The organism is Parafannyhessea sp. LCP19S3_B1 (assembly GCF_052121955.1).
Lineage (GTDB): Bacteria > Actinomycetota > Coriobacteriia > Coriobacteriales > Atopobiaceae > Parafannyhessea.
On the sequence record NZ_JBQKDH010000001.1, the window covers coordinates 207,792 to 221,510 of the forward strand.

The 13,719-nt window shown below is 67.4% G+C and carries 11 protein-coding genes; 9 read left to right on the forward strand and 2 right to left on the reverse strand.

The window, feature by feature from the left end:
• Positions 1 to 68 precede the first annotated feature (68 nt).
• Positions 69 to 764 (forward strand): LytR/AlgR family response regulator transcription factor, encoded by a 696-nt coding sequence (locus ACTQWE_RS00860; RefSeq protein ID WP_441855124.1) that lies wholly within the window; start codon positions 69 to 71, stop codon positions 762 to 764.
• A 122-nt stretch (positions 765 to 886) separates the two neighbouring features.
• Here the strand turns inward: ACTQWE_RS00860 and ACTQWE_RS00865 are convergent, their stop codons facing one another.
• Entirely contained in the window at positions 887 to 1,732 is an 846-nt protein-coding gene (locus tag ACTQWE_RS00865) for a spermidine synthase (protein WP_441855126.1), read from the reverse strand.
• A 161-nt stretch (positions 1,733 to 1,893) separates the two neighbouring features.
• On the opposite strand from ACTQWE_RS00865, the gene tatA reads away from it, so the two are divergent.
• The 3 genes from tatA to lysS all read left to right on the forward strand — a co-directional run bounded on the left by tatA (position 1,894) and on the right by lysS (position 5,717).
• Entirely contained in the window at positions 1,894 to 2,223 is a 330-nt protein-coding gene (tatA, locus tag ACTQWE_RS00870; RefSeq protein ID WP_441855128.1) for a twin-arginine translocase TatA/TatE family subunit, read from the forward strand.
• 75 nt (positions 2,224 to 2,298) lie between these two features.
• Positions 2,299 to 2,775 (forward strand): transcription elongation factor GreA, encoded by a 477-nt coding sequence (gene greA / locus ACTQWE_RS00875; RefSeq protein ID WP_170103904.1) that lies wholly within the window; start codon positions 2,299 to 2,301, stop codon positions 2,773 to 2,775.
• Between the two features lie 170 nt (positions 2,776 to 2,945).
• Entirely contained in the window at positions 2,946 to 5,717 is a 2,772-nt protein-coding gene (lysS, locus tag ACTQWE_RS00880; protein ID WP_441855130.1) for a lysine--tRNA ligase, read from the forward strand.
• Positions 5,718 to 5,885: 168 nt separating this feature from the next.
• On the opposite strand, the gene ACTQWE_RS00885 is transcribed toward lysS, so the two are convergent.
• The gene (locus ACTQWE_RS00885) at positions 5,886 to 6,602 is read right to left on the reverse strand and encodes a GntR family transcriptional regulator (protein WP_441855132.1); all 717 of its coding nucleotides are present in this window, start codon (positions 6,600 to 6,602) and stop codon (positions 5,886 to 5,888) included.
• 303 nt (positions 6,603 to 6,905) lie between these two features.
• On the opposite strand from ACTQWE_RS00885, the gene ACTQWE_RS00890 reads away from it, so the two are divergent.
• The 5 genes from ACTQWE_RS00890 (at position 6,906) to cysS (ending at position 13,574) form a co-directional block, all read left to right on the forward strand.
• Complete coding sequence (locus tag ACTQWE_RS00890) at positions 6,906 to 9,515, forward strand: ATP-dependent Clp protease ATP-binding subunit (RefSeq protein ID WP_441855134.1); 2,610 nt, start codon at positions 6,906 to 6,908, stop codon at positions 9,513 to 9,515.
• Positions 9,516 to 9,624: 109 nt separating this feature from the next.
• Positions 9,625 to 10,698, forward strand: a complete 1,074-nt coding sequence (disA, locus tag ACTQWE_RS00895; RefSeq protein ID WP_170103908.1) for a DNA integrity scanning diadenylate cyclase DisA — start codon at positions 9,625 to 9,627, stop codon at positions 10,696 to 10,698.
• Positions 10,695 to 11,483, forward strand: a complete 789-nt coding sequence (gene ispD, locus ACTQWE_RS00900; RefSeq protein ID WP_441855136.1) for a 2-C-methyl-D-erythritol 4-phosphate cytidylyltransferase — start codon at positions 10,695 to 10,697, stop codon at positions 11,481 to 11,483. Before disA ends, ispD begins: the two co-directional genes overlap by 4 nt.
• A 9-nt stretch (positions 11,484 to 11,492) precedes the next feature.
• Positions 11,493 to 12,005, forward strand: a complete 513-nt coding sequence (ispF, locus tag ACTQWE_RS00905) for a 2-C-methyl-D-erythritol 2,4-cyclodiphosphate synthase (protein WP_441855138.1) — start codon at positions 11,493 to 11,495, stop codon at positions 12,003 to 12,005.
• Between the two features lie 93 nt (positions 12,006 to 12,098).
• Complete coding sequence (gene cysS / locus ACTQWE_RS00910; RefSeq protein WP_441855140.1) at positions 12,099 to 13,574, forward strand: cysteine--tRNA ligase; 1,476 nt, start codon at positions 12,099 to 12,101, stop codon at positions 13,572 to 13,574.
• Positions 13,575 to 13,719: the final 145 nt, after the last annotated feature.

Sequence of the window (13,719 nt, forward strand, 5' to 3'; positions counted from 1 at the left end):
AGACGGCAATCACGCGCTTCTGGCAGCGCGATCCAGAGTACGTGCTCAGTCTCTGCAGTGACGACGTCATGTGGATCTCTCCGGAGAAGGACCGCTACATGCGCGGCCTGGACGAGGTCTCGGCCGACTTCCGTAAGTCCGCGCACGACATAAAGAGCTCCCACGTCTCGCACGCGCAGTTCTCCGTGGTGCAGAACTGCGGTGACGCCTGCTCCGTCGTGGGCCGCTACGTGGTGACGATGGACGAGGAGACGGGGCTGATCCGGCAGTCGCACGAGCGCTGCCAGTTCAACTGGGAGCGCAAGGGCGGCGAGCTCAGGGTCGTGAGCATGTTCGTGAGCTGGCCGCGCGGGCAGATGGTGCCGGAAGAGACGTGCTGTGTCGATTCGATAAGCAAGGTGACGCGCCGCTACCTCGAGGCACGCATCGCCGCGCAGAGCGACAAGCGCCGCCTGGTGTTCCCGGACGTGAACGGACCCATACGCTTCGTGTCCCTCAACGAGGTGCTGTGGGTGGGCGCAAAGCGCAAGCACACCATCATCCACACGGTCTCGGGCGACTACGAGGCGAGCATCGGCCTTTCCGAGGTGGAGCGCTCACTTGGCCAGGGCTTTGTGCGCGTGCACCGCAGCTTCATAGTGAACCCCAGCTACGTGGCGCTGATCGAGCGTCGCGAGATCGTGATGTCAGACGACACGCGCGTTCCGGTTCCCGAGAAGCGCCATGCCGAGGTGGCGGCGCGGCTCATGCGGACCACGAACTAGTGCCCGTCGCGGCCGCGCGGGTCGCAACCCCCAACGCCCGCGCGGCCGCAGGCTTGCGCTGCGGAATTTATTGGATACTTGTCCGGCGGATGCGGATTTGCCTGAACGGGTTTCCCAACAACTCACTTCACCACGTAGCGCGCCTGGATCTTCAGGCGCGCGTTGCTTGCGACGAGGACGTTGTCGCCCGTCAGGCGCGGGCTCTCCGGCGCCTCGGGAATCAGGTACACGTGCTCGAACGTGGCCTTGCACGCGTCGAGCGAATCCGCGAGCACGTCGGTCCCCTTGCCCTCGAGCGGGGATATCACGTTCGCCAGGTACACGCCGCCCTCCGCCAGGTGGTCGCGCACCTGCCGCGCGCCGTCCTCGGTCTTGAGGGGGCCAAGCGGCCTCTTGCCGCCAAACGCGTCGTTCACGATGAGGTCGAAGCGCTCGCCGGAGCGGGTGAGGTAGCCCCAGCCGTCGTCGCACACCAGGTCGAGCCTGCCGTCCTCCCGCGTGTGGAACTCGCGCTCGAGGTCGTCCAGAAAGAAGAAGCGCCGCGCGATGTCCGTTATGGCGGGGTCGATCTCCACGACCGTGGTCGAAAGGCGCGGGCACGAGCTCACCAGCCACTTGGGAAACGAGTAGCCGCCGCCCCCTATGACGAGGGCACGCCCTTCTCGCCCGTCCTTGAGGCCGGCGATGTCGACTATCTGCGCAAAGTAGCGGTGGTACACGCACACGAGGCGATACCTCAGGCTGTCTTGCACGTAGCTGACGGACTGGAACTTGCCGCCCACGTTGAGCAGGCGGATGGGGACGCCGTCGTCGTCCTGCGAGTCAAACACGATCGCCGGGCCGAACTTGGTACGAAGCTTGATGTAAACGCCACGGCGCCTGAGCACAAGCAGGCACGCGAGGCATACGAGGTCGACGGCGACGGCGATCGCGATGAGCGCGACGATGGGCGTGGGGAGCTTTGGCATGCGTTTACCTTTGGTGTTCTGGCGCGGCGGCGGGGTGCGGGGCGCACGTAAAACGGGCACGTAGAGATTGTGAGTTTTGCCCGGCTTTGGTTATACTAACCATTGCATCTTTGTCGAACCTAAGACGCCACCATCAATACAGAACCTTTGGGAGGACTCGTATGATTTTGGGAATGGGACCTTTTGAGCTGATTGTCATCGTCTTGGTAGTGCTGGTCATCTTTGGGCCCAAGAACCTCCCGAAGCTTGGCAAGTCGCTTGGCCAGACCGTGAAGAACGTGCGCGAGGGCATGGAGGAGGGCTCCGACGACAAGAAGGACGAGAAGTCCGAGGAGGCCGCCAAGGACGCCGAGGCCGAGGACGTGGTCGAGGAGTCCGCAGACTCCGACGCAGACGCCGCCGAGGACGTCGTCTTCTGCTCGCACTGCGGCCACAAGAACGAGGCCGGCGCGGAGTTCTGCTCCAAGTGCGGCAGCCCCCTGTCCAAGTAACGAGCGTCCCGCCAGCGCAAGCGCACCGCCGGCACGGGCAAGCGTCCTGGCCAACACCACGAAGGAAAGCAGAACATGGCAAACAAGGAAATCATCCTTACCCCCGAAGGCCGCCAGAAGCTCGTCGAGGAGCTTGAGTACCGCGAGGGCGAGAAGCACGACGAGATCGTCGAGCGCATCAAGGAGGCCCGCGGCTTTGGCGACCTCTCCGAGAACGCGGAGTACGACGCCGCGAAGGAGGAGCAGTCCCAGAACGAGTCCCGCGTGAACGAGATCCGCCACATCCTGGCGACGGCCAAGGTCGTGGAGTCCGGCGCGGACGCCCACCTGTCCGTCTCCATCGGCACCACCGTGGAGCTCGAGGACGCCAAGGGCAAGCGCATGAGCCTCACCATCGTGGGTACCACCGAGACCGACTCCATCAACCACAAGATCTCGAACGAGTCCCCGGCGGGCATGGCGCTCATCGGCCACGTCGTGGGCGACCAGGTTTCCTTCAACACCCCCACCGGCAAGGTCCGCGAGTACAAGATCGTCAACATCACGCGATAGGCCAGGCCACGCGGAAGCCCGCATAGCACGAAGCGTCGCGCCCCACTGCGCAGGTGAACCTGTGTGGCTGGGGCGTTCTTGGTAACGGCGCCCGCGGGCATCGCGCCCGGCACGCAACGCAAGCCAGCAACGGCGGCCACAGGCCGACATATTCCAGAACAGGAGAGAACATGGCTCAGGCGAGCAATGCCCCCGAGGTAGACATCAACGACGTGCGCGCGGTCCGCCGCGCGAAGCGCCAGGCGCTCATCGACGCCGGCGTGAACCCGTACCCCATCGCGAGCAAGGTCACGGCCCACGCGAAGGACCTGGAGGAGAAGTACGCGGACCTCGAGGCCGGCGCCGACACCCAGGACGAGTACTCCCTCGCCGGTCGCGTCCGCGCGATCCGCGGCCAGGGCAAGCTCATGTTCGTGGTGCTGGAGGACGTGTCTGGCAAGATCCAGCTGTTCTGCCGCGTGAACGACATGGACGAGAAGAGCTGGGAGCTGCTGCGCCAGCTCGACATGGGCGACATCGTCCAGGCGGAGGGCCCCGTCGTGCGCACCCGCCGTGGAGAGCTCTCGCTCGCGCCCAGGAGCATCGCCCTTCTCTCCAAGTCCATGCGCCCGCTGCCCGAGAAGTTCCACGGGCTGACGGACCGCGAGATCCGCTACCGCCAGCGCTACCTCGACCTGATCATGAACCCCGAGGTGCGCGACGTCTTCCGCAAGCGCAGCCGCATCGTGAGCCTCATCCGCAGCTACATGGAGGCCGACGGCTACATCGAGGTCGAGACGCCCATCATGCACTCCATCCTGGGCGGCGCGAACGCGAAGCCGTTCGTCACGCACTTCAACGCGCTCGACCGCGACTTCTACCTGCGCATCGCGACGGAGCTGCCGCTGAAGCGCCTGATCGTGGGCGGCATGGAGCGCGTGTTCGAGATCGGCCGCCAGTTCCGCAACGAGGGCATGGACCTCACCCACAACCCGGAGTTCACCTCGATGGAGGCGTACTGCGCCTACAGCGACCTGGACGGCATGAAGCGCCTGACCGAGGGCCTGTTCCAGTACATCGCGCGCGAGGCGTGCGGCTGCGAGCCCGGCCACGAGGTCATCATGTTCCAGGGGCAAGAGATCGACATGAGCGGCACGTGGGACTCGCGCCCGCTGAGCGAGATCGCCTCCGAGGTCGTGGGCGAGCACGTGGACATGGACACCCCGGTGGAGCACCTGCGCGAGCTGTGCCGCGCCAACGGCATCGAGCCGCAGGACAACTGGGGCCCGGGCAAGCTGCTGTTCGAGCTGTACGACGAGCTGGGCGAGGAGACCCTGGTGCGCCCGACCTTCGTGTGCGACTACCCGGAGGAGGTGAGCCCCCTGTCCAAGCGCAAGGACGACGACCCGCGCCTGACGGACCGCTTCGAGCTCGTGATCGCCGGCCACGAGTACGCCAACGCGTTCAGCGAGCTCAACGACCCCGTTGACCAGGCCGGCCGCTTTGCGGAGCAGGTTGCGGCCAAGGGCTTTGGCGACGACGAGGCCATGGGCTACGACTACGACTACGTGCGCGCGCTGGAGTACGGTATGCCGCCCGCGGGTGGCATCGGCTACGGCATCGACCGCATGATGATGCTGTTCTGCGACCAGCCGTCCATCCGCGACGTGCTGCTGTTCCCGCAGATGAAGCCGGAGACCGTCACGCGCCAGGACATCGCGGAGCAGGTTGGCGGCGCGCGCACGGACAACGCCGCCGCGGACGTGGACTCGCTTTTCTCGGATGCCGAGAAGGGCGCGACCGCCGAGGTGGAGGCCCAGCGCCAGGCCGAGGACGCCGAGCCGGCGGCCGACGCCGAGCCGGCAACCGATGCCGCGGGCGAGAAGGACGAGGCCTCGGGCTCGCAGGACGGCGCCGGGGCGTCCGACGCGGTGCGCGCGGCCATCGACGCCACGGCGCAGGAGGGTGAGGCGCTCGACGCCGGGATCACCCGCGAGAAGGCGCACGAGCTGCTGACCACGTACAACAAGGACCCGTTCCACGTGAGCCACGGCGAGACGCTCGAGGGCCTCATGCGCCACTTCGCGCAGAAGTACGACCCGGCGAACGTGGACTTCTGGGGCCTGGTGGGCCTGCTGCACGACCTTGACTGGGAGAGGTGGCAGGACGACCAGCTCCACACCACGAAGACCGCGGAGCTTCTGGCCGAGGCCGGCGCGAACCCGTACCTGGCGCACGCCATCATGACGCACAACTCCGATATGAACCACGACCTGCCGGAGCCGCGGCTTAAGATGGAGAAGGTGCTGTTTGAGTGCGACGAGGTCTCCGGCCTGATCCAGGCGGCGGCCAAGATGCGCCCGTCCGGATCGGTTATGGACATGCCGCTGAAGTCGCTCAAGAAGAAGTTCAAGGACAAGCGCTTCGCGGCCGGCTGCGACCGCGACGTGATGCGCCTGGGCGCGCAGTACAACGGGCTCGAGGTGGCGGACGCGCTGAACGAGGTGCTCGAGGCCATGAAGGCCATCGCGCCCGTGGGCGACATCTACGCACGGGACGACGAGGACGAGGCGGAGCAGTCCGCCGAGCCCGCGAAGAAGGGCCTCACGATCGAGCCGGTGGCCGATGGCGTGACGTTCGACGTGTTCAGCCAGTCCGACATGCGCGTGGTCCACGTGAAGGAGTGCGTCGCCGTCCCGAAGAGCAAGAAGCTGCTGCAGTTCACGCTGGACGACGGCTCTGGCCAGGACCGCACGATCCTCTCGGGCATCCACGAGTACTACGAGCCGGAGGACCTGGTGGGGAAGAACGTGGTCGCCATCGTGAACATCCCGCCGCGCAAGATGATGGGCGTGGAGTCCTGCGGCATGCTGCTCTCCGCCATCCACGAGGTCGACGGTCAGGAGCGCCTGAACCTGCTGATGGTGGACGACGCCATCCCCGCGGGCTCGAAGCTGTACTAGGCCGGGCGGCGCACCGGGCGCCGGCACAGGGCCGGGCGCGCGCAAGACACATGCAAGGGGGCCGTCGACGGTGCTGTCCGTCGGCGGCCCCCTCTGCGTGGGCGGCTCTTCTCGGCCAGCCGCGTGCCGGCGCGCGTCCCGCGGCCGTACCCGCGGCCGCAACCACGGCTAGTGGGTGGACACGGAGTGGAACTCGTAGCCGCGTGCGTGGCGTGCTATGGAGTACTCGAACGGCACGCCGTCGTCCAGGTAGCCCACCTGCTCCACCTCCAGAAGCGGCGTCGTGGGCGTCACGTCGAGCCACTCCACCTCGCTCTTGCTGGGAAGCACCGCCCGCAGGGTGCGGTGCGCGCTGCCGATCTTCAGGCCAAGGTCACCCTCGATGTAGCCGTAGATCGTGGTCTCCACGTTGCGCTCGCGCAGGTCCGGTATCAGCTTGATGGGCATGAACGTGTACTCGATCACCTGAGGAACGTCGTCGATGAGGCGGGTTCGGCACACGTAGTACGCAAACTCGTCCGAATCCATGCCCAAAAGCCCCGCGACCTCCGCCTTCGGCCTTACGACGGAGAACTCGTGCACGTCGGACGTCACCTTCTCGCCCGGGTGCTCGGCGCAGAAGCCTGTCATCTGGCTGGACATGTCCCACCCGGAGGGCGACTGGGCCTCTGGCTGCGGCACGCGCTTCACGTACGTGCCCGAGCCGCGCCGCCTTGCGATGAGCCCCTGCTGCACCAGCTCGTCCATCGCCTTCTTGATGGTGATCTTGCTCACGTCGTACAGGTCGCACAGCTCCGGCGTGGTGGGAAGCTGGTCGTTCGGGCCGTACACGCCCGAGGCGATCTTCTTGCGGATGTCATCGGCCACCGACTCGTACTTAAGCATGCGCGTCTTCTTTCCATCGTCTGTCTCATGCCATTATCCCCATAATTCGTCCCATTGTCTTTATTGAACACGAACAAAAAATATTCCTTTATTGCGCAAAGTATCTGCTGAGAAGCACCGCGGGCGCCGGGACGAGAAGGACGGCCCCCTCGGTCGGGGTTTTGAGGACGTGGTCCCAAAAAAGCCCGCCGTGCGTTATAGCCGCCGCGCAACGGGGTACAGACGTACAAGCAAACCAACATCCGTGGGCCCGCATGCGCGTGGGGTCGCGGAAGCACAAGGATTGGAGGCGTCAGACCCCGCATGTTCGAGAAGTTCACAGACAAGGCCCGCAAGGTCATGAGCCTCGCGCAGGAGGAGGCCCGCAGCCTCGGCAAGATGTACGTGGGTACGGAGCACCTGCTGCTCGCGCTCATCCGCGAGGGCGACGGCATCGCCGCGCAGGCGCTCGCGAAGCTCGACGTCACGTATGACGAGACCGTGGCCACCATCAAGGAGATCTCGTCCGAGGAGACCGAGCCCGTCCCCGGCGGCCACATCCCGTTCACGCCGCGCGCCAAGCGCGTGCTGGAGGACGCGTACCGCGAGACCGTGACCCGCGGCCAGACCTACATCGCCACCGAGCACCTGCTCCTGGGCATCGTCGCGGAGGGCGACGGCCGTGCCATGACCGCGCTCTCTCGCATGGGCGTGTCCGGCGACGCCGTGCGCAACGCCGTGAACGAGCTGATGGAGAGCGAGGGCGAGAAGGGCGAGCCCGCCTCCGCCGCGACCGAGGTCGGCTTCGGCCCGCAGTTCATGGGCGCGGGCGCGCCGCAGGGCGGCTCGTCCGCCGACGACGGCTCCATGCTGGAGCAGTTCGGGCGCAACCTCACGAAGCTGGCGGCGGACGGCAAGCTCGACCCCGTCATCGGTCGCGACCGCGAGGTCGAGCGCGTGATGCAGGTGCTTGCCCGCCGCCAGAAGAACAACCCGCTCATCCTGGGCGACCCGGGCGTCGGCAAGACGGCCATCGTCGAGGGCCTCGCGCAGCTCATCTCCGCCGGCAACGTGCCGGACATCCTGCGCGGCAAGCAGATCTGGACCCTGGACGTCGCCTCGCTCGTCGCCGGCTCCAAGTACCGCGGCGAGTTCGAGGAGCGCATGAAGAAGGTCATCGCGGAGGTGATGAAGAGCAAGGACGACATCCTCTTCATCGACGAGATCCACACCATCATCGGCGCGGGCTCCGCGGAGGGCTCCATCGATGCGGCCTCCATCCTGAAGCCGCCGCTGTCCCGCGGCGAGATCCAGGTCATCGGCGCCACGACGGTGGACGAGTACCGCAAGCACATCGAGAAGGACTCCGCGCTCGAGCGCCGCTTCCAGCCCGTCAACATCGGCGAGCCCACGCCGGAGGACACCATCAAGATCCTCCACGGCCTGCAGGACCGCTACGAGAAGCACCACCACGTCAAGTACACGGACGCGGCCATCGAGGCGGCGGTCAGCCTCTCGAACCGCTACGTGCAGGACAGGTTCCTTCCGGACAAGGCCATCGACATCATCGACGAGGCCGGCGCGCGCACGCGCGTCCACAAGACGACGCTGCCGCCGGAGCTCGCGCAGGTGGACGAGGAGCTCGCCCGCATCAAGGAGCAGAAGTCGAAGGCCGCGACGGCCCAGGAGTTCGAGGAGGCCGCGCGCCTGCGCGACAAGGAGCGCGAGCTCACGTCCAAGCGCGACGAGCTCGAGAAGTCCTGGCACGAGCGCCAGAGCAAGAACGTCGTCGTGGTGGACGAGAAGGACATAGCAGACGTGGTCTCGGACATCACCGGGGTCCCGGTGTCCAACCTGACCGAGGCGGAGGCCTCGAAGCTCCTGCGCTGCGAGGACGCCCTGCACCAGCGCGTCATCGGCCAGGACGAGGCCGTGAGCAAGGTCGCGCGCGCCATCCGCCGCAGCCGCTCGCCGCTCAAGGACCCGCGTCGCCCCGGCGGCTCGTTCATCTTCCTCGGGCCGTCCGGCGTCGGCAAGACGGAGCTCGCGAAGTCGCTCGCGGAGTTCCTGTTTGGCAGCGACGACGCCCTCATCAGCTTCGACATGTCCGAGTTCATGGAGAAGCACGAGGTGTCCAAGCTCGTGGGCGCGCCTCCCGGATACGTTGGCTACGACGAGGGCGGCGAGCTCACGAAGGCCGTGCGCAGGCGCCCGTACTCCGTCGTGCTGTTCGACGAGATCGAGAAGGCCCACCCGGACGTCTTCAACGTCCTTCTCCAGATCCTGGACGAGGGTCGCCTGACCGACGGCCAGGGCCGCACCGTCGACTTCAGCAACACCGTCATCATCATGACGTCCAACATAGGCGCGCGCGAGATAGCGCAGACGGCGCCCATGGGCTTCAGCGCCGAGGGCAACGGCGGGCTTTCCGACCGCGAGATCAAGAGTCGCGTGGAGGGCGAGCTCAAGCACCTGTTCCGCCCGGAGTTCCTGAACCGCGTGGACGAGATCGTGGTGTTCAAGTCGCTCACGGGCGATCAGCTGCGCCAGATCGTGGAGCTCATGATCCGCGACCTGCGCAACCGCCTCATCGCGAACGGCATGTCCATCGAGCTGACGGACGCGGCGCGCGACTACATCGCGAAGCGCGGCACGGACCCCGTCTATGGCGCGCGTCCGCTGCGCCGCGCCATCCAGACGCTCATCGAGGACCCGCTGTCCGAGCAGATGCTCATGGGCACCTGGAAGGCGGGCGACGTGATCGCGGTGGACGCCGGCGAGGACGGCCTCACGTTCTCGAAGGGCGAGGGAGAGATCCCGGCCGTGACCGAGAGGGTCCACATGGACCTTCCCCGCGCGCGCGAGCACTGGAGCGCGCCGGCCGGCGGCCACGCGACGCCCGGGGCCTCCGGGGGGCTTGCCTCCGCGGAGTAGCCGCGACAAAGGGGCGGGGTTCTTCTCGCCCCGCGCAAGCAATATACTGTAGGTGACGACGTTGGCCGGCCCGCGACGCGCGGGCCGGCTGTGATATGGGGGTGAGCCGATGGACCAGAACGAGGTGGACAGGGCCCAGGACAGCAGGGAGCGGCTGCGCTCGGCCATTCGCCAGACCGCGCCGGGAACGTCGCTCAGGCACGCGCTTGACATGATCATCGCGGGCCACATGGGGGCGCTCATCTGCATAGGCGACACGGACGCCGTGCTGGCCGCCGGGGACGACGGCTTCAAGCTTGACATATCGTTCACCGCGAACCGCCTGTTCGAGCTCAGCAAGATGGACGGCGCCATCGTGATCGACAAGGGGCTCACCCAGATCCTGCGCGCAAACTACCACCTGAACCCGGACCCGTCGCTCCCCACAAGCGAGACGGGGATGCGCCATCGCACCGCCGCGCGCATGAGCCTGCTCACGAAGGCCATCGTGATATCCGTGTCCGAGCGCCGGCAGGTCGTGAACGTCTTCGTGGACGGCAAGGGCCACCAGCTGCGCACCGTGACGCAGATCATGGCGTCCGTGAACCAGCTGCTGGTGTCGCTGCAGAGCACGCGCACGCAGCTCGACCGCAGCCTGCTGCGCCTGACCACGCTCGAGCTGGACAACTACGTCACGCTTTCGGACATAACTGAGACGATCTACCTGTTCGAGGTGCTGGCCACCGTGGCGGAGCAGCTGGACCGCCTGATCCTGGAGCTGGGAAGCGAGGGCAAGACCATCGAGATGCAGCGCGACGAGTTCGTGGGCGACGCGAGCGAGAACTACACGCTGCTGGTGCGCGACTACGCGGCGGACTCCTCGCGCGAGAACGCGGCCCGCATCCGCAGGCAGCTGCACGAGACGGACAACGCCCGCCTGCGCCAGCCAAAGGTGGTCGCGTCCATCCTGGGCTACGAGGGCAAGAGCGAGGACTCCATCCTGACGCCGCTGGGCCTGCGCACGCTGTCGAACATCTCCGTGGTGCGAAAGGGCATGGCCGACAAGATTGTGGACGAGTACGGATCGCTCCAGAACCTGCTCGACGACATCGAGAAGAACCCGTCGCGCCTGGACAGCGTGGGCGTGGACAACCCCAGCATCCTGGCGGACAGCCTGTACCGCATGTGGGGCAAGCGCGCATGAGCGCCCCAAGGCCGTGCGCATGCGCCCTGGCCGAGAAGGACGCGCCCACGCGATCCGGGCAGGACACGTGCGCGATAGTGGTTGCCGGCGGCGTGGGCCAGCGCTTTGGCGACCCGCGGGGCAAGCAGTACGTGGAGCTGTGCGGGCTACCCATAGCGTGCTGGGCGGTGCTCGCGCTGGACAGGGCGCCCTCCGTGGGGCACGTCGTGGTGGTGTGCGCGCCGGAGCGCGAGGACGAGATGCGCCGCGACGTGCTGGGCAGGCTCCGCCTGCGCTGCCCGGTGACCATAGCCCACTCCGGCGCGACGAGGCAGGAGTCCGTGTACTCGGGGCTGTGCGCCGTGCCCGGGCGTTCGGGCTTCTCGATGGTGGCCATCCACGACGCCGCGCGCCCGCTCGTGCGCACGCAGGACGTGGAGCGCTGCATCGCGCGCGTCCGCGGGGACGATGCGGTGGCGGGCGCCATCTGCGCCGTGCCCAGCACGGACACGCTGAAGCTGGTGGAAGGCGACTCCGTCGTGGCGACGCCGGACCGCAGCTTCTATTGGTGCGCGCAGACGCCGCAGGTGTTCAGGACGAAGGCCATCGTGTCCGCCCACCGCGCGGCCATATGGGACGAGTTCGTGGGGACGGACGATGCGTCGCTGGTGGAGCGCCACGGCGGGCGCGTGGTGTGCGTGAAGTCCAGCCGCGACAACATAAAGGTGACGCTTCCCGAGGACCTGGCCATTGCGCAGACGCTGCTCGAGCGGCGCCTGATCCAGGAGGGCTGCGGCCTTGAGTGAGGAGGAGACGTGCTTCGCATAGGACACGGGTTCGACGTCCACCGCTTCGCGGAGGGACGCAGGTGCATCCTGGGCGGCGTGGACGTGCCGAGCCAGAGGGGGCTTCTGGGCCACTCCGACGCGGATGTCGTGACGCACGCCCTGATGGACGCCATACTGGGTGCGCTTCGCGCCGGCGACATCGGCCAGCTCTTTCCGGACGACGACCCCGCGTTCGAGGGGGCGGACTCCCTCGTGCTGCTCTCGCGCGTGATGGACGTGGTGCGCGAGCGCGGCGCGCGCGTGCTGGACTGCGACTGCACCATCGCGGCGCAGGCGCCAAGGCTCGCGCCGTACCGCGACCAGATGAGGGGCAACCTCGCCCGTGCCATGGGCGTGGACGTGGGATGCGTGGGCATGAAGGCCACCACGACGGAGCGGCTGGGCTTCGTGGGCCGCGAGGAGGGCATCGCCGCGTGGGCCGTGGTGCTTCTGGACGACGGCCAGGGCGACGCCGCGGGCGCCAGGCGATGTAACGACTGAGGCGCCCGGGGCCGCGGCCCAGGCGCAAAGCGCTACAATGCCATGCCATGAACGCACGCGGGCCACGCCCGCTCACACCCAAGGAGAACCACGATGCTCGTATACAACTCCCAGACCCACAAGAAGGAAGAGTTCAGGCCCATCGACGAGGGCAAGGTCCGCATGTACGTGTGCGGCCCCACCGTGTACGACCAGATTCACATTGGCAACGCGCGCACGTTCCTGAGCTTCGACGTGATCCGACGCTACCTGCAGTACAAGGGCTACGAGGTCACGTTTGCCCAGAACCTGACGGACGTGGACGACAAGATTATCAACCGCGCGAACGAGGAGGGCCGCACGGCCGCGGAGGTGGCGGAGGAGTACTCCAACGCCTTCATCGAGCAGATGCACCGCTTCGGCATCCTCGACCCGGACATTCGCCCGCGCGCCACGCGCGAGATCGAGGCCATGCAGCAGATGATCCTGGCCCTGATCGAGAAGGGCCACGCATACGCCGCCGACAACGGCGACGTGTACTTCTCGGTGAGGTCCGACCACAACTACGGCATCCTCTCCGGCCGCGACCTCGACCAGCTGCGCGCCGGCGAGCGCGTCGAGGTGAACGACCAGAAGCGCGACCCGTTCGACTTCGCCCTGTGGAAGGCCGCGAAGCCCGGCGAGCCCAGCTGGCCGAGCCCGTGGAGCGACGGCCGCCCCGGCTGGCACACGGAGTGCTGCGCCATGATCCACCGCTACCTGGGCACGCCCATCGACATCCACGGCGGCGGCCAGGACCTCGTCTTCCCGCACCACGAGAACGAGACCGCGCAGGCCATGTGCGCGTGGGGCCGCCCGCTTGCGAACGTGTGGATGCACACGGGCATGCTCCGCGTGAACGGCGAGAAGATGTCCAAGTCGCTTGGCAACTTCTTCACCCTGAAGGAGATCCTGGACAAGTACCCCGCGGACGCCGTGCGCCTGCTCATGCTGCAGACCCACTACCGCTCCGCGCTCGACTTCCAGACCGACCAGCTGGACGGTGCCGTCGGCACGCTGGAGCGCCTGCGCACCTGCGTGAAGAACCTGCGCTGGGCCGCTGACATGGCGCCGCAGGACGGCGAGCTCTCTGCCAATGACCGCGAGCTGGGCGCCGCCATCGACGCGGCCCACGACGAGTTCGTGCGCCAGATGGACGACGACTTCAACACCTCCGGCGGCCTCGCGGCCATCTTTGGCCTGGTGACCGCCGCGAACAAGTACCTCGCGGACGCCGGCAACGACGCGGCGACCGCGCCGGCGCTGCGTGCGGCCGACATGATCGTCGAGCTTTCCGACGTGCTGGGCATCAACCTCTCCCAGATCGGCGAGAGCGACCTTCCGCACGAGCTTGTGGACCTTGCGGCCGAGCACGCCGGCTACCAGGGAGACGACCCCGCGGCAGCCGCGAAGGCGCTGCTGGACGCGCGCCAGGCGGCCCGCGCCAAGAAGGAGTGGGCGACGGCGGACGCCATCCGCGACGGCATCGCCGCGCTGGGCCTTGTGGTGGAGGACACCGCAGCCGGCGCGCGCCTGACGAGGAAGGCGTAGGGGGCCCATGTCGAAGATGCAGCCGAGAAGCGCCGGGCGTCCCGACAGGGGCGGCGCGCGGGGCAAGGGCGGACGCGGGTCCGCGCGTCCCGCGGGCGGTCGCGGGGAGCGCCGGGGGCCGAAAGCGGCCGCCAATGGCCGCGAC